Raw genomic sequence first — 21,127 nt, 5'->3', positions numbered from 1 at the left:
CGCGACGGTGAGTGCAGGCTCAGGTGGCCGGTTGTGCATAGAGACTCTTGCCTCCACACACGTAGAGAACTTGGCCGGTGATCGCTGCTGCTCCTCCGCTGGCGAGAAATCGGGCCGCATGCGCGACGTCGGCGGGTGAGCCGAGCGTTCCGGTGGGCTGCGCGCGGAGCAGCCTCGCCATCACTTCTGCAGGCTCCGACCGCAGAAGCGGGGTATCGATCAGCCCAGGGGCCACGCAGTTGACGGTGATTCCGTACTTGGCCACTTCGATGGCCAGCGCCCGCGTCGCGGACACCACCCCGCCCTTCGACGACGCGTACGCCAGCTGCCCCCACCATCCGAGCCAGGCCCGCGACGCGATGTTGATGATGCGCCCGGTGCGCCGCGGGATCATGCTGCGCGCAGCGGCCTGTGAGCACAAGAACACCCCGGTCTGGTTGACCGCGATGGTGCGCTGCCAGTCGTCGTCGCTGATACTGCGGACACCGCGGTCGATGCTGATTCCTGCGTTGTTGACGAGGATGTCGATGGGCCCGAGTTCCGATCCGATGCGGGTGAACATCGCCTCGACCGATGGCCGCGACGCCACGTCGACTGTCACCGCCAGCGCCTTGCCGCCCTCATCGACGATCTCGGTGGCGGCCAAGTCGGCGGCGTCGGGGTTGATGTCGGCCACCGCCACCGAACTGCCGCAGGCCGCCAGTTCGCGGGCGATCGCCAGACCGATGCCGCTGGCCGCCCCGGTCACCACCGCGATCCCGCCCGCCACAGTGCTGTCACTGCGCATGTTTCACTCCTTGAACTCGTTCAGACGGACATGCTCGACAGCAGGCTGGCACCACCGCAGCAGTGCAGGCTCTGGCCGGTGATGTACGCACTCCGCGGGTCGAGGAAGAACGCCACAGAGGCCGCGATCTCCGCGGCGCCGACCGGCTCACCGGTCAGCGGTCGCGGCCCGTCGTCGATGGCGGGGACGCCGATCACGGCGTTGACGGTGATGCCCGCCTTGCCGTGGGCCAGCGCGAGGCTGCGCACGGCGGCGATCAGCCCGGCGGCCTGCGCCGCCACCCTCGGCCTGGCGGGCCAGCCAAGCCAATCCCGGCTTCCGACGGCGACCACTCTCGCCCCGCCGTCCTCCCTGGAGGGCAGCTGCGGCCCGAGCGCCTCCACCAGGTCCACGAGGGTGGCCGCCGGATCGGCGGACCGGCCGCCGTCGGTGAGGAGACCGGGCACGTACACCACGCCCTCGAACGTGCCGGTGGCCAGTATGGGTGCGTGCTGTTCGCGGGCGACGACTGTGGTCCAGCCGTCCCGGCCGAGAGCGTCCACCACCGCGGCGGTAACCGCGTCATCTCCCTGGGAGAACACCAGGACGGGTGCTGATGGCATGACGGCCCTCCTACCGATTGCTGAGGATGTGGACCGAGCAGGCGCCGTTGTCCACCCCGAAGATGCCGCCTCCGGTCACGTGTGTCAGGCCGATCTGAGCGCCCGGAACCTGCAGCCGGTCCGCCTGGCCGGTCAACTGCCAGTAGGTTTCGCAGATCTGCGCTACGCCCGTCGCGCCCACCGGATGCCCCCGTGACAACAGGCCGCCACTGGGGCTGACCGCCACCCGGCCGTCGCGGCAAAACGCACCGGCGGCGAGTTCGGTGTGCGCTTTGCCCCGTTCGGCGATGCCCAGTGCTTCGGCGTGCAGCAACTCGGCGACGGCGAACGCGTCGTGCAACTCCACTATGTCCAGATCATGTGGGCCGTAACCGGATCGCGCGTACGCCGCCTGGGATGCCCGCTCGGTGATGTCCGGCCACGTCATATCGCGGTATCCGGTCGAGAACCGGCCGGAGCGCACCACGCTGGCCGCCAGCCGGACCGGTCGGACATCGAGTCGCGCCGCCACGTCACCGGTGCACAGCAGGACCGCCGCGGCGCCGTCGCTGTTGGGGCAGCAGTGCATGAGTCGCAACGGATCTGCGATCGGACGTGAATTGTCCACATCCTCTGTCGTCACGGGGCTCTGGAAGTGCGCTCGCGGATTGTCGGCGCCGTTGGCCCGGTTCTTCACCGAGACGGCGGTGAGGTCGTCGGCCGAGGCGCCCCAGTCATGCAGATAACGCTGGGCACGCATGGCGTAGGCCGCGGGCATGACCATCCCCTGGTCTATCTCGATGTCCGCGGTGGTCAACGGCAGCGTGCCGCCACCGAACGACGACAGGTTCTCCGCGCCGAACGCGACCGCGCAGTCCGCCGCACCGGAAGCCACCGACTGCCATGCCAGGTGTACCGCCGATGCTCCACTGGCACAAGCATTCTCGATGGTGAACACCGGCTGGCCCGAGACGCCGACACGTTGCAGGACCCGCTGGGCCAGCAGTGAACCACCGTAGACGGAGCCGCCGAAACCGATATCGACCTGTGCGGGATTCACCCCTGTCATCGCGATCAGGTCGCTGACCGCCAGGTAGCCGAGTTCGTCGGCCGGCTTGTCGCGGTACTTGCCGAACGGGTGCACGGCGGCTCCGGCGACGAACACGTCCCGTGTCGCTGTCATCGCGCACCTCTCGCCGGCTTTACAGCGACGGCGTACGACATCATGGGGCCGTCGTCGCCGGTGCCGATCGGAGCAAGCACCAGATCGACGGGTGTGCCCGGGGGCAATGCCTCCTCCGATACGGCGTGTACCAACAAGCGCACACCGTCCACATCGACATACGCCAGCGTGTAGGGCGCGGGATACCGGTCCGGGCCGGCCCGGACGACGGTGCTGGCGTACGCGGTTCCCTCGTCGGAAGTCAGTTCCGCGGCGAGATCCCGTGACGCGCAGTTCGAGCACTGCGCCCGCGCGGGAAACCATGAGCTGCCGCACGCCCGGCACCGCGTCACCCGCAGTATCACCCGGGTGCCGTCGGTGACGAAGTGCTCGGCCCCGACGACCGCGCCGGCCGAAGACGCTGAGCAATCAATTGTTCTCATCATCAATCCTTTTCGTGTTCGGGTCAGCGACCCTGGTATTCGGGGGTGCGGCGCTCCGCGAAAGCGGCTCGGCCCTCGACGCGGTCGTGGGTGTCGCGGAGGACCCCCCACAGCAGCTGTTCGAGTTCCACCGACCGGCTCAGCGGCAGGTCCTCGGTGCGGGTGGCCAGAGTCTTGATGCTGCGAACGGCGAGTGGCCCGTTGTCGGCGATGCGCGCGGCGATCTCCAGTGCCCGGTCGAGCAAGCCGGCGGACGGCAACACCTCGCTCACCAGCCCAACCCGATGTGCCTCGGCGGCGTCGATCCGGTCGCCGGTGAGCAGCATCTGCATGGCCACCGCCCGCGGCACCGCCCGCAGGATCTTCGACACGCCGCCGACGGCAGGCACGCTCGCCCACCGCGCCTCGGGCAGGCCGAATGTCGCCGACTCGCCGGCGATTCGGATGTCGCAGTCCAGGGCGATCTCAGCGCCGCCGCCGAGGGCATGACCGTTGACCGCGGCGATGATCGGTTTGGGGATGTTCAGTTCGGAGAGGGTGAGCGCCCTCACGTAGAGGCCCGAGCGCACGCTGTCGTGGTAGGGCGCAAAGTACGTCTCGGCGAAACCCACATCCGACGGCGAGGTGCGTTTGAGGTCGGCGCCCGTGCAGAATGCCCGCTCACCCACGCCCGTGATGACCGCAACGAAAAGGGCCGGGTCGTCCCGGAATTCCCGCATGACCGTGTTCAACGCGATCATCGACTCGGCGTCGAGGGCGTTGAGCGCCTCGGGGCGGTTGATCCGCACCACCAGGGTCCGGTCGATGCGTTCGGTCTCGATGGCCATTTCAGCCCACCACTTTCTGCTGTTCCAATTCGTCATAGGTGTGCCCGGTGATGCCGAGCAGTCGGGTACAGACGTCTCGGCTGTCAGCGCCGAGAACAGGTGCCGGGGAGCGAAGGTGCCCCGGTGTCGCGGAGAGCCGGTAGGGGCTGCCGTCGTAGATCGTTCGCCCCATCACCGGATGGTCGAGAGTCACCCAGTGCTGCCGCGCCCGCAGCTGTTCGTCACCCAGCAGGTCGTCGGCGTGTTGGACGGCCGAGGCCGCGACCCCCCGACCGGTCAGCGCGGTGGCCAGTTGCGTGGCGTCCCAGCGGCGGGTCGCCCGCGCAACCAGCCGGTCCAGAAGCGGGCGGGACCGTCGCCGCCCCTCGACGCTGTCCAACTCCCGGTGCTCGGCCCAATCGGCCGAGTCGAGCACGGAACGTGTTGCAGCCCAACCGTCGTCGCCGTGAACCGCGATAGCGCACCAGCGATCCACATCTGCGCACGGATAGACGCCGTGCGGCGCGGCGACCGGGTCGGCGTTTCCGACCGGGCCGACGTGGTCCCCGGCGGCGGCTGCGACGATGGCCGGGCCGATCGCGTTGACGGTCGACTCGAGTTGTGCGAGTTCGATGTATTCCCCCTGTCCGGTGCGCCGCCGCTTTCGCAACGCCGCCAGCACGGCCACCGCGCCGTGCAGCGGATTGGGGACGTGGTCGGGGTAGTTGGTTCCGGTGCCGACGGGCAACCCTCCGGCGTAGCCAGTGAGGCCGAGCAGCCCACCGGCCGCGGCGATGGTCAAGCCGTACCCCCGGCAGTCCCGGTACGGACCCGTCGTGCCCATCATCGGCATCTCGAGATACACCACGTCGGGGCGCACGGCGCGAGCCGCGCCGTATCCCAGGCCGAGCCTGTCCATGGTGCCCGGACTGAAGTTGTTGACCACGACGTCGCTGACGGTGATGAGCCTCAGCGCCAGTTCCCGTCCGCGGGAGTCCTTGAGATTGAGGCTGATCGACCGCTTGCTGGAGTTGCGGTTGGCGAAGTAGCCGCTGCGCTCGATGTCTTTGACTCCGCCCTGGAACGGTGCCATGGACCGGATCGGGTCGACCCGGGTACGCGACTCCACCTTCACCACGTCGGCGCCGTGGTCTGCCAGGGGTTTGGTGAGGAACGGTCCAGCACCTACCCACGAGAAGTCGGCGACCCGGATCCCCTCCAGCGGAAGTCTCGTGCTCATGACCGGTCTCCTCGGCTCGGCCTCGGTCCCACGTCCGAGGTGGCGAATCGGTACGGCGCACCCGGCAGGGTCGCCTGCACGCCGGCCACGTCGACCACCCGGAAGTAGTTGCGCGCGACGAGTTGTGGATCGCAGAGCAGGTCGGCGGGCGTGGCCACCGGCGCGACGCTGATACCGCGCTTCTGTCCGGACCTGAATAATTCCGCCTTGGTCTGCGATGCCGCGAATTCCTCGAAGAGCCCGCGGAACTGTGCACAGGCCTGGGGGGCGCGGCGCCACTGCGGCTGCTGCCAGCAATCGTCGCTGAGTTCGGCTGCCGGGACGCCGCCCTCCATCAGCCAGTCCTGGATGGCGGTCCAGGCCAACGGGCTTCCGCCGAGGCCACCCACCAAGTAGATCCATCCGTCGGCACACTTGAACAGTCCGGTTCCCGCCTCCTGCGGCCCGGCGCCCGCCCGGCGCCGAACCACGTTCTCCAGGTCGAGGTACTGCACGGCGTTCTCGACCGAGTGCGCCACCGCCTCCTGCACCGACAGGTCGACCAACTGGCCCCGAGCTTCGGTTTCCAGGACTTCAAGTGCGATCAACGCGGCGGTGGCGCCGTGAACACCGGCGATCACCGCTGTTTGTTCTCCCCACGCGCGCACGGGTTCTCGGTCGGGTTCGCCCGCGAGTGCCAATAGTCCGCCCGCGGCCAGCAGGGTCAGATCGCTTGCCGGCCGGTCGGCGTACGGGCCCGTCATCCCGAAGGGACTGATCGCCACATGGACCAGCAACGGGTATCGGCGTCCCACCTCGGCGGGGTCCAATCCGCGCCGCCGCAGTGCGGCGGGTCCTTCGCTGGTGATCAGGAGCTGGGCGTCGGCGAGCAGGTCGGCCAGCTCGGTGTCATGCTCGATCGTCTTGCCGGCGTTCATGAATGACCGTCGATGGGACCGGGCTGCGGTCGGGTCCTCGATGCGGATGACCTCGGCGCCGAGGTCGGCCAGCAGCCGGCCGGTGTACTCGCCCAAGGTCGTGGTGATATCGGCGACTCGGACGCCGACGAGAGGCGCGCTGTGATCGGTCATCGGGTCACCAGCCCGGTAGGACGAAGATCGCCCAGGTCAGCAACGGCGTAGCGGCGACGAGGCTGAAACCCCAGATCATCAGACTGCGGTAGACCGCGACTTCCCGGCCGCGGGGCGCGTTGGCCACGACGAGTGCGCCGTTGGTGGAGAACGGACTCGAGTCGACCACCGAAGCCGAGATCGACAGGGCCATGACCAGTGCGACGGCGCCGATTTCGGCGGCCACCAGCAGCGGCACCGCCAGTGGTATCAGGGCGCCGAGGATGGCCGTCGTCGATGCGAAGGCGGAGACGACTGCGCCGACATAGAGGAGGATCAGCGCGGCCAGGAGAGGCGCAGATACCGAGGCGATCCCGTGGCCGATGAAATCGACGGTGCCCGCCGCTTCGAGCAGTCCGACGTAGGTGACGATCCCGCAGATCAGCATCACCACGCCCCAGCTGACGTCGGCGATCGCGCTCTTGGCGGTCGCCGGTGACAGCAGGGCCAGCGCGGCCGCGATCGTCATCGCGGTCAGACCGATATCGAGGTCGAAGCCGAGCGAACCGACGGCCAGCACCGCCAAGCCCACCAGCGTGGCGACCCGTTCGCGACGCTGGGTCGGCGTTTGGGCGGCGACCCTCGACTTCAGCGTGACGGCGCCGGCCGTGGCGGAGGAAACCCCTGCCGCCGGCGGATCGCTGACGTCGACGTCGGAGCAGCGGGCGCCCTCGCGGATCAGGCGCAGACCGCCGAACGCGAGGTAGATGACGACCCCCAACGCGACGTTGAACAACGCGTTCGCGATGAAGATCCCGAGCGGACTGCCCGGAAGGATGCTGCGGTCGACGATCCCGTTGGTGATCATCCCGAGTACGCCCAGCGGCGAGAAGTTTCCCGCCGCCGAACCGTGAATGACCATCAGCCCCATCAGCAGCGGGTTGATGCCGTAGCGCGCGGCGAAGGCCATGCCGATCGGGGCGATGATCGCCACGGCGGCGGGACTGAGTGCTCCGACCGCCACGAGAACGCCGCTGATCAGGAACATCACCCATGGCAGAGCGGCGACCCTGCCTCGGACTGCCCACACCGACCGCTGGACCAGCCAGTCGACCGTGCCGTTGCGCTTCGCGATGGCGAACAGGTACGTCACGCCGACGAGGATCACGAAGAGGTTCGCCGGAAAACCCTCGAGCACGTCGAGGTCGTCGACGCCGAACACCCAGATTCCGACGCCGAATGCGGCGACCAGGGCGAGGACTCCCAAGTTGACCGAGCGAACGGTGCCCAGCAGGAAGATGCCGGCCAGAACCAGGATCGCAATGAGATGTGGCGACATCGGCTTCCCCTGACTTCGTGTTCTCGATGTGAACTTCGATATTTCGAAGAGTAAAGGCGTGAGCGGCGAAGCGTCAACCCTTAATTTCAGAAGTGCGAAATCGACTTCGAGAATGCGTGGCACGATGGAAGCCGTGAACGCAGCCCGACTCGACCGCGCGCTCCGCATCCTCGAGTACCTTGCGCAGCACCAGGAGGGCAGCTCCCTCAAACCGATGTGCGAACACCTGCGCATGCCCATGAGCAGCGCCCACGACCTGGTGTCATCGCTCGTCGAACTCGACGCGGTCCGACAGCAGGACCAGAAGACCTATGTGCTGGGACCGCGGTCGTTGGTGATGGCGTTGTCGATCGTCGACTCGGTCGACCTGCGACAGGTCAGTCGGCCATTCCTCACTCAACTGTGCGAGACGGTGAACGAGAACACGTATCTCGCTGTGCGCAGCGGTAATACGGTCACGTACGCCGACCGCTACGAGGCGGGCCAGAACCTGTCGGTGGTCATGAAACTCGGCGGCTCCAGACCGCTGCACGGGTCCAGCATCGGAAAGCTCTTCAGCGCGTTCAACGCCGATCTGGAGGCCCAGATGCTGGCATCAGACGAGTTCGAACGGCTGACACCGTTCACCCTGACCAGCTCTGAAGCGTTGTCGCGGGAATTGGACGTCATCCGCGACCGAGGTTACAGCGTGAGCGACGGTGAAAGCGTGGAGGGCATCGTCGGCCTGGCCGCACCGATCTTCGACGCGACGGGTGTGGTCAACGCCGCCGTGCACATCTCCGCCCCGCGAGGGCGGCTTTCGGCCGACCGGCTTCCGTTCGTGCTGGCCGAGATGCTCCACACCGGAGCGGCCATCTCCGGACAGCTGGGCGCGACCGGCACAATGCTCGAGCATCCTTCCGCGGCCGAAGTTGCGGAATTGGAGGCCTCACGCAGCGCCGACGACAGGCCGGCCAGGTGAGGCGGCAGCTGTACAGCCGGCGCTAGCGAGCCGCGATGCGGGTACGGGTCAGGCTGGGCATCAGCACGTCGTCCACCAGTGCGCGGACCGTATCCTCCGTCGGTGGACGCCCGGGAATCAACGAACGGAACACCAGATATCCCGGCAGTACATCCCAGAGTTCGTCGTGTATCGCCGCAGCGTCGATTTCACCACGGCCGGCGGCGTCGGCGAGCACTTCGGTGATCAGCAGCTTGCGCTGGTGGACGAACTCGTCCTGCAGAGCCGCACTCAGCGCGGGGCTGTGAGAGATCTCCGTCATGACCGCGCTCATCGTGCTGGCGTGTCTTCGGGCGTGCTCACACACCGCGGCGCCGATGTGTAGGAGGTCGCTTCGCAATGATCCGGTGCAGGGCGGCACCAGTTCCACACACGTGCCCTCGATGAACGCCGCCAGCACCAACTCGACCTTCGACGGCCATCGGCGATAGATGGTGGCCTTGCTCGACTTCGCCTCGTTGGCCACCGCTTCGACGGTCAACCTGTCGTATCCGTGCTGCTGCAACAGCCGCAGTGTCACCGCCAACAACTCCGCCTCCCGCGCGGTCCACCGCGACGCGGCCGACCGGGTCGTGATGGGCGTCGAGTCGGAAGACACGGGCAACCTTTCCAGGCGCGGTGGACATGACCGAGCGGCGGCGGCGCTTGGCTCGACGCCGCTACCTGACCTAACGCATTCAGCGGCCGTTTCCACTTGGCGTCTTCGAAACTGTACCGTACCGCACCGTTTTGGGCCCGCGATCTGATCAAGACGCACATGAGGTGAACGGCGGCGTTCACGACGCTTGAAAAATGCTCGGTTGCAGAGGTTGTCGATCTGCAACGTCGGCGCTGGACTCGATGACATCACCGCGACCGCGCGGCGTCGACAGCTCCGGGCAATCCGCGCAACAGTCGACGACACTGCCCGACCGTGGCCGGTTCGAACATCGGCGCCGCGCATGATGCATCGTTGCCTCTATGGACGAGAAAGATCCGCACGTGACAACGAGTCGGCCCCGCGCCCGCGAGCTCGGCGTCCCGCTGCGTGGAACCCCGGGTCTGCTCAACGCCATCACCGACGTCGCCGGCGTGGAGGTCGGTTACGCGACGCTCATCCAGGGTGACGGCGCGCTCACAGTGGGCCGGGGTCCCGTTCGCACCGGAGTGACCGCCATCCTCCCGCGAGGCCGAGACGGAGTCGGAAACCCCTGTACGGCCGGTCGCTTCAGCCTCAACGGCAACGGGGAGATGACGGGATCGGCCTGGATCGACGAAGTCGGGGAGTTGTCCCTGCCCATCATGATTTCGAACACCCATGCTATCGGCGCTTGCCACACCGGGGTGATCGAGTGGATGAACGCAACTCATCCCCGGCTGGCCCGCCAGTGGCTGCTACCGGTGTGCGCCGAGACCTGGGACGGCTACCTCAACGACATCAACGGCGGTCACGTGACTCCGGCGGTGGCGCGGCAGGCGCTCGATGCGGCTGGCGGCGGTGCTCTCGAGGAAGGGTCGGTCGGTGGCGGCACGGGGATGAATTGCTATGGCTTCAAAGGCGGTAACGGCACCTCGTCTCGTCTCGTGCCCTTCGGGGACACCACGTTCACCGTTGGGGTGTTCGTGCAGGCCAACTTCGGCTCACGGGAAGAGCTGACCATCACCGGCACACCGGTCGGGCAGCTGATGACCGTCGAGAATCCGATGGAGGACGCCGATTGGCTGGAGCAGGATCTCCGTGCCCCGGGCGGCGCCGGATCGGTCATCGTCGTGGTGGCCACTGACGCGCCGCTGAATCCGGCACAGTGCACGGGTATGGCTCGGCGGGTTCCGCTCGGCCTGGCCCGGACGGGCACCACGGGCAGTCTGTTCAGTGGTGACCTGTTTCTCGCATTCTCCACCTCCGACGACGGTCCATCACGCACCGGGTTTCCCAGCGGCGAGCCCTCGAGCGAGGAGATCTACACGGCGCGGCATCTGCCGTGGAACCGCATCGACGCGTTCTACGCGGCCACCGTCTACGCCGTCGAGGAGGCGGTCCTCAATGCTCTGGTGGTGAACGAAACGATGATCGGACGCGATTCTCACAGATCGCCTGCGATGCCTCGCGACGTGGTCGCGCTGCTGCTGGGAAGCGCCTCCTGAGCACTCCTATGGCGGCGACGGACGTGGTCCTTCAGGTAAGTCCACTGGTCAAACCGCCGTGTCGGCATCGTTATCGATGTTTATCCCATCTGTCACATGGGTAACTTCATTAACAGTGGTCGGTGAGGCCGACCCACTCCCATCCGCAATGAAAGAGACGAATGGACCATTTGAATGAATACCGTCCTGTACTTCAGCCCCCGTGGCGCCGTTTATGAAACACGGGCCTACAGCAAGGCCGACATCGCCGAACTCGTGCACGACCGAGGGCTCGTTTGTTTGACGAGCACCGACCGGCAGTACGACTTCTGGTTCACCCCCTCAGCGCAGCGGTGCCAACGCCGCGCCAACCGCAGCGCCACTGAATTACTCTTGGCGACAACCAACTTCACGGCGAAGACGGTGCCACTGCTTCGTGGCTGCATAGTCGTCGCCACACATGACTCGGACGGCGACCTCGACGGGCTCAGCTGGCAACAGCTGGACGACCTGATGGAAAAAAGCCGTTCTCTGAGCAAGCGGGACGACCGAATGCTCAGCCGGCGGATTGTTCGCGATGATCGCCGTCAGCGGCCCGCCACGTCACCGGCCACCCTTCCGTCGACGGCTCCCGCCGCATAGCCGCTTGCCAGGCGATTCGCAGCGTGGTCGGACCTCTCCCCCGGCTACCCGCTCAATGACGTGACGCACCGCCGCGCCAAGTCATCGGACCAGGACGGGCCATGCTCCGCGACATCATTCCCGCCACCGCGAATCAGCCAGAGGCCGCGGGATTCATTCTGCGGCCGCAGCGCGCTCGGCTGAGGCATTGTCGGGCTGTTCTGCTCGATCCTGACTCAGCCGAGCCCGCACTGCGGTCTCACGTCAAGGTGCACTTGACGAATTGGCTGCGTCAAGGCACCCTTGACGCATGTGCCCTATGACGACGCTGCCCACCGACGATCTCCTGCTGCCCTCGACCGACGCCGGCTGGCAGGACTGGATCAGCTACGGATTGCGCTGGGCTGCCACAGTTCCAGCGGTCGAATCAGTCCGGCCCGGTCCCCGCAGCCTCACTGTCCACGCCTACCGCGAGGCGCAGCCCGGCCCACGGTGGCGAGCACTGTACGACGCCACCTGGCCGGCCTATCGCCGCTGGTACACCCGGGAGGGGCCGGCTACCCGGCCCACGCTGGAAGAGTGCCGACGTGCCCTCACCCGGCATCTACCCGAACTCCTACCCACCTGGGAGCGGCTCTGCCGCCGCACTGGTGGCGACGTCCTCGCCGCGCAGATGCTGTCGATGTGGCGGCTGCCCGCCTTCGCCGTGGGCTGCTCCCAAGTTGTCGTTCCCGGCGAGAACCCGTCACTGATCCGCAATTATGACTACGACCAGGCGCTCTTCGAGGGCGTCATCGCGTCGACCGATTATTCCGGCCGTCGCAAGGTACTCGGGACCAGCGATCTGCTCTGGGGCCTGCTCGACGGCATGAACGGGGACGGTCTCGCGGTCTCGCTGACCTTCGGTGGCCGACCGGACAACGGCGAAGGCTTCGGGATACCCATCGTGCTGCGCTACGTCCTCGAGACGTGCGCGACGGTCGAGGAGGCGGTCACCGCTCTCCGACGGATTCCGGTGGCGCAGTCCTACAACGTGGCACTGGTCGACACCGCAGGCGGGCACGCCACCGTCTTCGTAGCCCCCGACCAACCCGCGGTCGTGAGCCACCTCGAAGCGACCACCAATCACCGGCTTGATCTGGTCGAATATCCCGGCACCGCGGCACGATTCAACAGTGTCGGCCGGCTTGCCCGAATGCAGCAGTTGCGGTCCGATGCCGCCCCGGCCGAGCACATCGTCGCCGCGATGCTGCGACCACCGCTGCGCAACGACGGCTTCGACATCGGCTTCGGCACTCTGTACACCGTCAGCTACCAGCCGGCCGCCAAAACCGCCACCTGGCATTGGCCCGAGACGAGGTCGTGGACGCGCCGCTTCGATGACCCGGACGGCGTACGCACCGTCGACCTGGCTCGGTGATCGCATGAGTCGACAACCGGCCGACGTCGCGACCGAGACTCGCGCGCTGCTGGACGAGCTGGCCACCAGCACCGACCCTGAGGCCTTCGCGATTCTGCTCAGCCTGAGTCAGTACGTCGGTGAATGCCTGGGCATTTCGGCCCGCACCCTGGCGACGACCCAATCCTGGAGCAGGGTTGCCGATCGCGCAGGCACCACCAGACAGGCCGCCTGGGAGCGCTGGCACCACTGAAGCGCGCTCAGGCCTTCCAGACCGTCTTGAGGTTGCAGAACTCGCGGATTCCCGCGGCCGCCAGCTCGCGGCCGTAACCAGAGTCCTTGATACCGCCGAACGGCAACTCAGGGTAGGACACCGTCATACCGTTGAGGAACACCGCACCTGCGTCAAGGCGCCGGACAAACCAATCCTGTTCCGCCGCTTCGGCGCTCCAAACAGCCGAGCTCAGACCGAAGGTCGTCTGATTGGCCACCCGGACGGCCTCGTCGCGATCGGAGACCCGGTACAGGCAGGCGACGGGTCCGAACGCCTCCTCCATCACCACCCGCATGTCATCGGTGAGCCCGGCCAGCACCGTGGGCGAGTAAAACCAACCGGGCCCCTCGGGAGCGCCTCCGCCGGTGAGCACCTTGGCACCCTTTGCCACCGCATCATCGACCAGTTCGGCGAGGTCGTCGCGGCCGGCTGCAGTGGCCAAGGGCCCGACGTCGGTGGCCTCATCCATCGGATCACCCACGACCAGGGCCTCCAGCTTCGCGACGAACAGGCGCGCGAACTCATCATAGATATCGGCGTGCACGATGAAACGCTTTGCAGCGATGCAGGATTGACCGTTGTTGGAAACCCTGGCCTTGACCGCCACCGTGGCAGCCGCCTCGAGATCAGCGCTGGGCATCACGATGAAGGGATCGGATCCGCCCAGTTCAAGCACCGCCTTCTTGATCTGCCCACCGGCCGTGGACGCGACGGAGCGGCCCGCTGGTTCCGAGCCGGTCAAGGTGACCGCCTTGACGCGGTCGTCGGAGATCACCCCTGCGACGTCGGCCGAGCCGATGAGCAGCGTGCGAAATGATCCAGAAGGGAAGCCGCCCTTCTCGAAAAGGGTGTCCAGGTACAGCGCGGACTGCGGCACATTCGACGCGTGCTTGAGCAGTCCGGTGTTGCCGGCCATCAGCGCTGGCGCGGCGAACCGGATGACTTGCCACAGTGGGTAATTCCACGGCATCACGGCCAGTACGACGCCGAGCGGCTGCCATACCGTCCAGGCCTGTGATGCCGTCACGGTGGAGGGGTCGGCCAGTGGTTCGTCGGCAAGGAAGGACTCTGCATGCTCGGCATAGAAACGCATGTTCTTCGCGCACTTGAGTACCTCGGCGCGGGCCTGACCGATGGGCTTGCCCATCTCCAGGGTGAGCATCCGGGCGGCACGATCCACATCGGCCTCCACGATGTCGGCGGTGGCATTCATCCACTCGGCGCGTTGTGCGAATGTGGTATGCCGCAACGTAACAGCGGCATCGGCGGCTTCTGCGATGCGGCGCACCACTTCGGCGTTGTCGTGTGGTGCAAAGGTCTCGACGGTCTCACCGGTGGCCGGGTTGACGGTTGCGATTGCCATATGAGCGGGTCCCTTCTTCAAATGTCGATGCTACTCAGCCGTTCCGCTACAGCGTCACAGCATCGGGTCGTTCGGATTCCAGAGCAACACCTCGGCGTCCTTCTCATACGCTTTGCCGTTCGGGAAGCTCACCAGTTCGAACTGCATGCCCCACGGGCTCAGGAAGTAGACCCAACGCTGACCCGCGCTGGCATTACTACTGGCCGTCGGCTCGCCCAGCACCCGGATGCCCTCGGCCCGAAGGTAATCGACGGCAGCATCGAGATCGTGGACGTAGAACGCCAGGTGATGGCCGCCGATGTCGCTGTTGCGCGGAATGGTCGCCTGGCCGTCGGCCGGCTCGTACTCGAACACCTCGAAGTTGGCTCCCGTGCCGCACCGGTAAAACCGCAGCTGCCGCATCACGGTGCGCGGATGGACGTTGAGATGTTCGCGCATCCAGTCATCGTCGTGCTGGTACGGCCCGAGCGTGTAGACGTGCGTGCAACCCAGCACACGGACGAAGAAGTCGTGGGCCTCCTCCAAGTCGGGCACGGTGAATCCGACGTGATCCGTGCCCACCAGCCCTGGTAGCGCCATGCAGCCTCCCCGCACAGTCGGATCCGACACCGGTAGCCGGCGGGGATCAGTACTTGTTGGCGATGACGAGTTCCTGTGCTGGGAACAACGTCAGGATCCGCGGCCCGTCGGCCGTCACGACCACCTCTTCCTCGATGCGCGCGGCCGAGTAACCGTCCGAGGCCGGGCAGTAGGTCTCGAGGGCGAAGACCATTCCCTCCTTCAGCTCGATCGGCTCGGTCATCGAGTTGAGCCGCGAGATGATCGGGCGTTCGTGTAGCCCGAGCCCGAGCCCGTGCCCGAATTGCAGTCCGAAGGCGGCCAGTTCGTTGTCGAAGCCGAACTCGGTGGCCTTCGGCCAGACTGCGGCGATTTCGTCGGTGCCCACGCCGGGCCGGACCATCCCGATCGAGGCGTCCATCCACTCACGGGCCTTGGTGTAGGCGTCGCGCTGACTCGACGTGGCGCTGCCCACGGCGAAGGTCCGGTAGTAGCAGGTGCGGTAGCCGTTGAAGCTGTGAATGATGTCGAAGAAGGCCTGGTCGCCCGGCCGGATCAACCGGTCGGTGAAGTTGTGCGGATGGGGATTGCACCGCTCCCCGCTGATCGCATTGACGGCCTCCACCTGATCCGATCCCATGGCGTACAGCCGCTGGTTGACCAGCGCGACGATCTCGTTCTCCCGGATGCCCGGCTTGAGGACCTCGACGATGTCCTGATAAACGCCGTCGACCATCGCCGCCGCCTGGGTGAGCAGCATGATCTCGTCGGCGGACTTGATCTCCCGCGCGTCGAGCATGCGCTGCTGGCAGTCGACGACCGTCAGCCCCTGTCGCTGCATCTCGAACAGGAACGCGGGCTCGACGATGTCAACGCCGACCGGGACGTCGCTCAGGCCGGCGTCCCTTAGAATTCCTTTGATCTCGCGGACAGCCGACACCATGAGGCCGGCCGACGGCGCGACGGCACCGCGCATCCCGAGCATGCCGGGGCGACAGTTCTCGTCGGGCAGCCAGTTCGAGTAGATCTTGTGGTGGCGCACCGCCGAGCCGAAATCCCACAACCATGGGTCGTCGGCCGTGCGCGTGAGCAACGCGTATCGGGTCATCTTGTCGCCGAGGGCGCCGCCGATCCAGGTCTGGGTGGTGTAGCGGATGTTGTAGAAGTCGAACAGCAGGAACGCGCCGCACTCGCTCGACTCCAGTGCCGTCTTCGCGCGACCAAGCCGATACTCACGGAGCCGGGCGAAGTCGACGCGCTCTTCGTAGTCGACACCCATGTGCCCCGGCGCCGGAAGAGGTCGTGGTTCACCCATCCGCGTCGGTCCCGAGCCCGTCGTCGACGTCGGCCTGCTCGGAGACGAGCTCCACTCCCGAGCGTCGGGCCTGTTCCAGCAGCAATGTCGCGAAGTCCTCGCTGGTGTGACCCGCACCGATCGCCGACGACACCATCTCGGCGGTCAGCGCGGCGACCGGCATCGGCACGCCGAACTCGCGGGCGGCTTCCAGGCCGAGGTCAAAGTCCTTGCGCAGCAAGACATTGGTGAATGTCGGCGAGAAGTCGAGGTTCACCAATGCCGGCGATTTGTACCGGGTGAAGACCGATCCCATGACCGAGTTGTTGAGAAACTCCAGAAACGCCTGCCGGCTCGTGCCACCCTGCTCGGCGAGCACGGTGATCTCGGCGAGGGATTGGGCGACCACGCCGAGAAAGACGTTGTGGCAGATCTTGACGAGACGGGCGACCTCGCCCTCGCCGACGTAGGTCACCCCCCGGCCGAGGAGGCGCAGGACGGGCTCGGCGCGCTCGTAGGCCTCACGCGGCCCCGAAATCGCCATCGTGAGCTTGCCCGACCTGACGACCTTGGGGTTCCCGCTGACCGGCGCAGCCAGAAGTGTGGTTCCCCGGTCGGCGGCCAGACCGCGGATCTTCTCGGAGACAGCCGCGGAGACGGTGGAGCAGTCGACGATGATCTGAGGTGACGCGTCGGCGGTGAGAAGCCCATCCTCGCCGACGGTCACCTGCTCGAGGTCGTCGGAGGCAGCGACCATGACGAAGACGACGTCACGATCGGCCAGTTGCGCAGCGGTGTCGACGAGCTTGGCGCCCCGCTCGGCCAGTGGCTCCGCCTTGGACCGGGTGCGGTTGTAGACGGATACGTCGTAACCGGCGTCCAAGAGGCGTTCGATGAGCGCATAACCCATCCGCCCGGCGCCGATCCACCCGACGCTCGTGGTCTTCTCGATGTCTCCCATTCCATCTCCCAACTCGACTGCAATCGGTTGCAATCCTGCCGTCCGGCCAAGTTCAAGTCAACACCGCGACATTGGCCGCGCCGCTATCGAGTCGGGCCCGCCCATATCGACCGGGCGTGGCAAACGGTTGCAGGATGCATCGCGACGGCGGTTTGCGAAGCACCGTGTCAACGCGAGCGGCCCCCGGCGCCGGCGCGAGTTCTCGGGACCGGCCCGGTCGAGGACCGGATGACCATCGTCAACGGGAGCAACAGCGACCGCGGGTGACGGTTCGGGTTGGAGAGCACTTCGAGCAACATTCGCGCGGCTTCGGTGCCGACCTCGTAGTGGGGGATGCGCACGGTCGTCATGGGCGGTGACACCTTGTCCATGAACGGTATGTCGTTGAAGCCGACCACGCTGATGTCATCGGGGCAGCGCAAGCCCCTTTCGATCAGGGCGTCGTAGACGCCCAGGGCAAGCAAGTCGTTACCGGCGAGGACCGCGGTGAATTCCGGACCGGAGTCCAACAGCGTCCGCATGCCTTTCGCGCCCGCCTGCTCTGACCACTCCTCGCAAACGACCGTCCGCGAGTTCTCGGCCGGGAGACCGAGATCCGCCACGGTCGAATTGAATGCGCGACGCCGGTTGACGCCGGTCGAGAGATCCTGTGGCCCGGCAAGGTGCACGATCTTCGTGTGTCCCAGGTCGACGAGGTGTTGCATCGCCATCGCGATGCCCGCCGCGTCATCGGGGGTGACCGATGAGATTTCCGAGCTGGCGCTACGCCGGTTGACCAGCACCATCGGCGTCGACGCCGCCGCGAGTTCGTCGAGCAGCGGATGCTCGAGGTGTGCGGTCGCGAACACGAACCCTTCGACGTTGCGCTGGCGGAACGACTCGACCGCCGCCTTCTCCACGTCCGGTCGGCTGTCGGTGTTCACGATCCAGGCGTTGTAGCCGATGGGCCGCAGCACGTCCTCGATCCCGCGCACGATGGGCGGAAACAGCGGGTTGGTCAGATCGGGGATCACCAGGCCGATGCTGGCCGACCGGGACGTCTTGAGGCTGCGGGCAATCGGGTTCGGCGAGTAGCCGATCTTGGCGGCGATCTTTTTGATCCGGGCAGCCGTCTCGGCATTGACCATGCCCGCGGTTTGCTCGTTCAAGGCCCGTGAGGCGGTGGCCGGATGGACGCCTGCCATCACCGCGACCTCACGCAGCGTGGCCCTTTGCACAGACCCCCACTCCCCTCCGTTGCTGCAATCGGATGCAGCCTCCCGTCCATGATGGGGTTCGCCCTGGACAGGTGCAATATTTCCAGCGAATCCGACCGCTCATGTCATGCGCGATGGTGTGCGCCCAGGGCAGCTTCCGTGAACATCGCCGGCCATGCGGACGCCACTGTGTCCAGGTCCGGGCTCGGGCTGTGCCGACGACGCAGATCGATGAGCGTGTTGATCGACGCTTCGTCGACTTGGCCGTCGGCGATCAGGCCGTGTCTGCGATCGAGCAGGACCTCGTGATGTGCTGCCGCTTCGCGGTCTCCCAACCCCAACAACCGTCCCGCAGCCTCGACTACTTCTCGCGCCAGTCGGCCGGTCACGATATCGGCGGCGGTGTCGATAACCGCCTCCGCCAGACGCTTTCGTCGATCGTCTGCCATCGGGTCGTCGGTCGGCAGCGCGGCCATCACCGTACCGAGATAAGGTCCGATGTCGGTGACTGTGCTGACGACGCGGCACCCCGCTGCGCCGGCCCGCAACTCGTTTCCTGCATTGAGGACCGTGGCCGCGCACGCCCCCGCCGTCAATGCCTCAGCGCGCCGCGGGGTAGACCCCAACGACTCGACCGCGTAGTCGTCCCGGTTCAGCCCGGCATGTTCCAGGAGCGCGAACGCCACGAAGGCGAACCCGGACTGCGGCACGTCGACGCCGACCACGCGATCCCGGACATCTGCGACGTCCATCACCGACGGGCCCAGGCACAACGACAAGCCGAGGCCCCGATCGATTGCCGCGAGAATTTCCACCGGCAGGTTGCGTCCGAGCGGGTTCGCGCTCAGGAACCGATAGGCAAGAACGTTGTCCGGGCTCGTCATCACCACGTCGAACTCGCCGGCTTCGAGCGAGCGGAACTGTGCCGGCGATGAGGGCACCGGGGTTTCGGTGACCTCGAGCCCGGCACGGTCCAATCGTCCCGTCGAGCGAGCGATGTCCAGCAGCAGCGACGGCGTGAACGTTCCTATGCTCAACTCACCTCGTGTCATGGGGGTCATGGTAGCCATAGCTGCAATCGTTTGTAGATGGCTGGCGGCGCTCGCCAACAGCGTGTTCGTCGCGGTGAGTGACTCATCTTCGGAGCGGCCATTGACATGACCCACGTCACATCGCAGGATAAGGCAAACGATTGCAGCTCGGATGATCGCGCGACGGCAGAGGTTGGGAGTACATGAATCAGGCTGTTCCCTCGGTGAGCCATCGCCCGCGACCACAGGTCGCCGACCCGGCGGCGACCCCGGCCCCGCTGATCGAGATTCGAGGCGTGTCCGCCGGATATGAGAACAAGCGGCAGAAGACGCGTCTGATTGCGCTGAGGGACGTGTTCCTGGACGTGTATCCCGGTGAGTTCCTCGCCATCGTCGGGCCGTCCGGTTGCGGCAAGACCACGCTGATCAACATGATCGCCGGCTTCATGAAACCGCTGGAGGGATCGATCCGAGTCGGCGGGAAGATCGTCGACGGACCCGGACCGGATCGCGCGATGGTGTTCCAGGACTACGCGGTGCTGCCGTGGCGCAGTGTCTACACCAACGTCAGATTCGCGCTGGAGAACAGGCACCCCCGCCCGTCGCGGGAGGCCTCCCGGGAGCGCATCGCCCGTGCTCTTGACATGGTGGGTCTCACCGGCTTCGAGAAGTCGCTTCCTTACGAGCTCTCTGGTGGAATGCGTCAGCGGGTCGGGATCGCCCGCGCCCTGGTGTCGGAACCCGAAATCTTGTTGATGGACGAGCCGTTCGGAGCCGTCGACGCCATGACGCGTGAGGCGATGCAGGCCGAGTTCGAGAAGATCATCGCCGAGACGGGACAGACCGTCTTCTTCATCACCCACTCGATCGACGAGGCACTGACGCTCGCGGACCGGGTCGTCGTGGTGTCGAACCGGCCGGGCCGGGTCAAGGAGATCGTCGACGTCGACCTGCCGAGGTCCCGCTTCGATGAGGGTGTGAAGCGCAGTGCGCGGTTCGGCGAGTTGCGCGAACACATCTGGAGCCAGCTCCAAGCACAGGCACTGGGAGCCAAGACTGGTGGAGGGGATCGATGAGCACGGGCACACTTCCGACGACAGACCCATCCTCCGATTCGGCCGCCGTCACCGAGTCGATCACGCGCAGCAGGTGGTCACAGTTCCGAAGCCTGATCATCACGGTGGTCAACCTGACGGTGTTCTTCGTGATCTGGCAGCTGATCGCGCTGTCCGGGATCATCAATCCGCTGTTCTTCCCCAAGGCCACCGACATGTTCTCGGCGATGTACCACGGTTTCGTCGATGGCGTGATCGGACCGCAACTGCTCCACAGCGTCCAGAACTTCGCCATCGGCATGTTGATCGCCGCGGCGATCGGCATCCCGCTCGGCCTGTTGATGGGCGGCGTGCGGATCATCGACCTGGTCCTCAGTCCCTACGTGTGGGCGATGACCGCGTTGCCGCGCGTCGCGCTCATTCCCCTGCTGATCCTCGTGCTGGGTTTCGGTAACTCGATGCAGCTCACCATCATCGTGCTGTCAGCGGTCTTCCCCATGATGGTCAACTGCATGGAGGGGGTGAAGACCGTCGATCCGTCACTCGTGCGGGCCGGTCGGATCTTCGGCACGAACGAATTGCAGCTGTACGTCAAGGTGATCTTGCCGTTCACGCTGCCGTTCGTCATCAGCGGCATCAACCAAGGCATCGCCCGTGGGCTGGTGGGGATGCTGATCGGAGAGTTGCTGGGCGGCGGAGGACAGGGACTGGGCTTCCTGCTCGATCGCGCAGGCGACCAGTTCGATGCGCCGATGATGTACGCCACCCTGCTGCTGCTCGCCGTCATCTCGGTGGGGCTCGTGCAGGGCATGCGGTGGATCGAACGCCGGGCAGCGCCCTGGCGGGACTTTGCACGCGCGTAGTC

The 21,127-nt window shown here is 66.3% G+C and carries 22 protein-coding genes; 7 read left to right on the top strand and 15 right to left on the bottom strand.

Annotated features, from left to right (window positions below):
* Window positions 1–19 precede the first annotated feature (19 nt).
* Genes ACVWWN_RS04810 through ACVWWN_RS04775 form a run of 8 tightly spaced genes read right to left on the bottom strand, consistent with a single transcriptional unit; the run spans window position 20 to window position 7,407 of the window.
* Window positions 20–787, bottom strand: a complete 768-nt coding sequence (locus tag ACVWWN_RS04810; RefSeq protein WP_457142877.1) for an SDR family NAD(P)-dependent oxidoreductase — start codon at window positions 785–787, stop codon at window positions 20–22.
* Window positions 788–807: 20 nt separating this feature from the next.
* Window positions 808–1,389, bottom strand: a complete 582-nt coding sequence (locus ACVWWN_RS04805) for a hypothetical protein (RefSeq protein ID WP_457142876.1) — start codon at window positions 1,387–1,389, stop codon at window positions 808–810.
* A 10-nt stretch (window positions 1,390–1,399) separates the two neighbouring features.
* Window positions 1,400–2,551, bottom strand: coding sequence for a thiolase family protein (locus ACVWWN_RS04800; RefSeq protein ID WP_457142875.1), 1,152 nt, complete (start codon window positions 2,549–2,551; stop codon window positions 1,400–1,402).
* Complete coding sequence (locus tag ACVWWN_RS04795) at window positions 2,548–2,973, bottom strand: Zn-ribbon domain-containing OB-fold protein (protein WP_457142874.1); 426 nt, start codon at window positions 2,971–2,973, stop codon at window positions 2,548–2,550. The genes ACVWWN_RS04800 and ACVWWN_RS04795 overlap by 4 nt, the downstream gene beginning before the upstream one ends.
* Window positions 2,974–2,996: 23 nt before the next feature.
* A complete protein-coding gene (locus ACVWWN_RS04790; protein ID WP_457142873.1) occupies window positions 2,997–3,800 on the bottom strand; it encodes an enoyl-CoA hydratase/isomerase family protein in 804 nt (267 codons plus the stop codon).
* A gap of 1 nt (window position 3,801) precedes the next feature.
* Window positions 3,802–5,019, bottom strand: coding sequence for a CaiB/BaiF CoA transferase family protein (locus ACVWWN_RS04785; RefSeq protein ID WP_457142872.1), 1,218 nt, complete (start codon window positions 5,017–5,019; stop codon window positions 3,802–3,804).
* The gene (locus tag ACVWWN_RS04780; RefSeq protein WP_457142871.1) at window positions 5,016–6,089 is read right to left on the bottom strand and encodes a CoA transferase; all 1,074 of its coding nucleotides are present in this window, start codon (window positions 6,087–6,089) and stop codon (window positions 5,016–5,018) included. Before ACVWWN_RS04780 ends, ACVWWN_RS04785 begins: the two co-directional genes overlap by 4 nt.
* Before the next feature lie 4 nt (window positions 6,090–6,093).
* Window positions 6,094–7,407, bottom strand: coding sequence for an SLC13 family permease (locus ACVWWN_RS04775; RefSeq protein WP_457142870.1), 1,314 nt, complete (start codon window positions 7,405–7,407; stop codon window positions 6,094–6,096).
* 133 nt (window positions 7,408–7,540) lie between these two features.
* Here ACVWWN_RS04775 and ACVWWN_RS04770 point away from each other — a divergent pair, with 133 nt between their 5' ends.
* Window positions 7,541–8,368: an IclR family transcriptional regulator gene (locus ACVWWN_RS04770; RefSeq protein ID WP_457142869.1), complete on the top strand. Its 828-nt coding sequence runs from the start codon at window positions 7,541–7,543 to the stop codon at window positions 8,366–8,368.
* Between the two features lie 22 nt (window positions 8,369–8,390).
* Here ACVWWN_RS04770 and ACVWWN_RS04765 read toward each other — a convergent pair whose 3' ends face one another.
* The gene (locus tag ACVWWN_RS04765) at window positions 8,391–9,005 is read right to left on the bottom strand and encodes a TetR/AcrR family transcriptional regulator (RefSeq protein ID WP_457142868.1); all 615 of its coding nucleotides are present in this window, start codon (window positions 9,003–9,005) and stop codon (window positions 8,391–8,393) included.
* Window positions 9,006–9,367: 362 nt separating this feature from the next.
* Here ACVWWN_RS04765 and ACVWWN_RS04760 point away from each other — a divergent pair, with 362 nt between their 5' ends.
* The 4 genes from ACVWWN_RS04760 (at window position 9,368) to ACVWWN_RS04745 (ending at window position 12,783) form a co-directional block, all read left to right on the top strand.
* Window positions 9,368–10,531, top strand: a complete 1,164-nt coding sequence (locus tag ACVWWN_RS04760; RefSeq protein ID WP_457142867.1) for a DmpA family aminopeptidase — start codon at window positions 9,368–9,370, stop codon at window positions 10,529–10,531.
* A gap of 174 nt (window positions 10,532–10,705) precedes the next feature.
* The gene (locus ACVWWN_RS04755; RefSeq protein WP_457142866.1) at window positions 10,706–11,152 is read left to right on the top strand and encodes a hypothetical protein; all 447 of its coding nucleotides are present in this window, start codon (window positions 10,706–10,708) and stop codon (window positions 11,150–11,152) included.
* Window positions 11,153–11,450: 298 nt separating this feature from the next.
* A complete protein-coding gene (locus ACVWWN_RS04750; RefSeq protein ID WP_457142865.1) occupies window positions 11,451–12,551 on the top strand; it encodes a C45 family autoproteolytic acyltransferase/hydolase in 1,101 nt (366 codons plus the stop codon).
* A gap of 4 nt (window positions 12,552–12,555) precedes the next feature.
* Window positions 12,556–12,783, top strand: coding sequence for a hypothetical protein (locus ACVWWN_RS04745; RefSeq protein WP_457142864.1), 228 nt, complete (start codon window positions 12,556–12,558; stop codon window positions 12,781–12,783).
* Between the two features lie 7 nt (window positions 12,784–12,790).
* Here the strand turns inward: ACVWWN_RS04745 and ACVWWN_RS04740 are convergent, their stop codons facing one another.
* From ACVWWN_RS04740 to ACVWWN_RS04715, 6 genes are all read right to left on the bottom strand, one after another.
* Window positions 12,791–14,167, bottom strand: coding sequence for an NADP-dependent succinic semialdehyde dehydrogenase (locus ACVWWN_RS04740; protein WP_457142863.1), 1,377 nt, complete (start codon window positions 14,165–14,167; stop codon window positions 12,791–12,793).
* A gap of 54 nt (window positions 14,168–14,221) precedes the next feature.
* Window positions 14,222–14,746: a VOC family protein gene (locus tag ACVWWN_RS04735; protein WP_457142862.1), complete on the bottom strand. Its 525-nt coding sequence runs from the start codon at window positions 14,744–14,746 to the stop codon at window positions 14,222–14,224.
* Window positions 14,747–14,792: 46 nt separating this feature from the next.
* Complete coding sequence (locus ACVWWN_RS04730; protein ID WP_457142861.1) at window positions 14,793–16,040, bottom strand: M24 family metallopeptidase; 1,248 nt, start codon at window positions 16,038–16,040, stop codon at window positions 14,793–14,795.
* Window positions 16,033–16,980 (bottom strand): NAD(P)-dependent oxidoreductase, encoded by a 948-nt coding sequence (locus ACVWWN_RS04725; protein ID WP_457142860.1) that lies wholly within the window; start codon window positions 16,978–16,980, stop codon window positions 16,033–16,035. Before ACVWWN_RS04725 ends, ACVWWN_RS04730 begins: the two co-directional genes overlap by 8 nt.
* A 167-nt stretch (window positions 16,981–17,147) precedes the next feature.
* Window positions 17,148–18,197 carry a LacI family DNA-binding transcriptional regulator gene (locus ACVWWN_RS04720; RefSeq protein WP_457142859.1) on the bottom strand — a complete coding sequence of 350 codons (1,050 nt, stop codon included), beginning with the start codon at window positions 18,195–18,197 and terminating at the stop codon, window positions 17,148–17,150.
* Window positions 18,198–18,301: 104 nt separating this feature from the next.
* Window positions 18,302–19,228, bottom strand: a complete 927-nt coding sequence (locus ACVWWN_RS04715) for an ABC transporter substrate-binding protein (RefSeq protein ID WP_457142858.1) — start codon at window positions 19,226–19,228, stop codon at window positions 18,302–18,304.
* A gap of 182 nt (window positions 19,229–19,410) precedes the next feature.
* On the opposite strand from ACVWWN_RS04715, the gene ACVWWN_RS04710 reads away from it, so the two are divergent.
* Both ACVWWN_RS04710 and ACVWWN_RS04705 read left to right on the top strand, forming a co-directional pair.
* Window positions 19,411–20,283, top strand: a complete 873-nt coding sequence (locus tag ACVWWN_RS04710; protein WP_457142857.1) for an ABC transporter ATP-binding protein — start codon at window positions 19,411–19,413, stop codon at window positions 20,281–20,283.
* Window positions 20,280–21,125 (top strand): ABC transporter permease, encoded by an 846-nt coding sequence (locus ACVWWN_RS04705; RefSeq protein ID WP_457142856.1) that lies wholly within the window; start codon window positions 20,280–20,282, stop codon window positions 21,123–21,125. The genes ACVWWN_RS04710 and ACVWWN_RS04705 overlap by 4 nt, the downstream gene beginning before the upstream one ends.
* Window positions 21,126–21,127: the final 2 nt, after the last annotated feature.

This window comes from Mycobacterium sp. URHB0021 (assembly GCF_054057895.1).
Note: the sequence above shows the minus strand (reverse complement) of the source record. Positions and strands in the feature narration are given on the sequence as shown.

Bases quoted from the DNA above. Each gene is read 5' to 3' on its own strand.
- ACVWWN_RS04740 (WP_457142863.1), bottom strand. From the start codon at position 14,167: ATGGCAATCGCAACCGTCAACCCGGCCACCGGTGAGACCGTCGAGACC.
- ACVWWN_RS04780 (WP_457142871.1), bottom strand. From the start codon at position 6,089: ATGACCGATCACAGCGCGCCTCTCGTCGGCGTCCGAGTCGCCGATATC.
- ACVWWN_RS04730 (WP_457142861.1), bottom strand. From the start codon at position 16,040: ATGGGTGAACCACGACCTCTTCCGGCGCCGGGGCACATGGGTGTCGAC.
- ACVWWN_RS04795 (WP_457142874.1), bottom strand. From the start codon at position 2,973: ATGAGAACAATTGATTGCTCAGCGTCTTCGGCCGGCGCGGTCGTCGGG.
- ACVWWN_RS04775 (WP_457142870.1), bottom strand. From the start codon at position 7,407: ATGTCGCCACATCTCATTGCGATCCTGGTTCTGGCCGGCATCTTCCTG.
- ACVWWN_RS04790 (WP_457142873.1), bottom strand. From the start codon at position 3,800: ATGGCCATCGAGACCGAACGCATCGACCGGACCCTGGTGGTGCGGATC.
- ACVWWN_RS04810 (WP_457142877.1), bottom strand. From the start codon at position 787: ATGCGCAGTGACAGCACTGTGGCGGGCGGGATCGCGGTGGTGACCGGG.
- ACVWWN_RS04735 (WP_457142862.1), bottom strand. From the start codon at position 14,746: ATGGCGCTACCAGGGCTGGTGGGCACGGATCACGTCGGATTCACCGTG.
- ACVWWN_RS04705 (WP_457142856.1), top strand. From the start codon at position 20,280: ATGAGCACGGGCACACTTCCGACGACAGACCCATCCTCCGATTCGGCC.
- ACVWWN_RS04750 (WP_457142865.1), top strand. From the start codon at position 11,451: ATGACGACGCTGCCCACCGACGATCTCCTGCTGCCCTCGACCGACGCC.
- ACVWWN_RS04760 (WP_457142867.1), top strand. From the start codon at position 9,368: ATGGACGAGAAAGATCCGCACGTGACAACGAGTCGGCCCCGCGCCCGC.
- ACVWWN_RS04805 (WP_457142876.1), bottom strand. From the start codon at position 1,389: ATGCCATCAGCACCCGTCCTGGTGTTCTCCCAGGGAGATGACGCGGTT.
- ACVWWN_RS04745 (WP_457142864.1), top strand. From the start codon at position 12,556: ATGAGTCGACAACCGGCCGACGTCGCGACCGAGACTCGCGCGCTGCTG.
- ACVWWN_RS04715 (WP_457142858.1), bottom strand. From the start codon at position 19,228: ATGACACGAGGTGAGTTGAGCATAGGAACGTTCACGCCGTCGCTGCTG.
- ACVWWN_RS04755 (WP_457142866.1), top strand. From the start codon at position 10,706: ATGAATACCGTCCTGTACTTCAGCCCCCGTGGCGCCGTTTATGAAACA.
- ACVWWN_RS04710 (WP_457142857.1), top strand. From the start codon at position 19,411: ATGAATCAGGCTGTTCCCTCGGTGAGCCATCGCCCGCGACCACAGGTC.
- ACVWWN_RS04725 (WP_457142860.1), bottom strand. From the start codon at position 16,980: ATGGGAGACATCGAGAAGACCACGAGCGTCGGGTGGATCGGCGCCGGG.
- ACVWWN_RS04800 (WP_457142875.1), bottom strand. From the start codon at position 2,551: ATGACAGCGACACGGGACGTGTTCGTCGCCGGAGCCGCCGTGCACCCG.
- ACVWWN_RS04785 (WP_457142872.1), bottom strand. From the start codon at position 5,019: ATGAGCACGAGACTTCCGCTGGAGGGGATCCGGGTCGCCGACTTCTCG.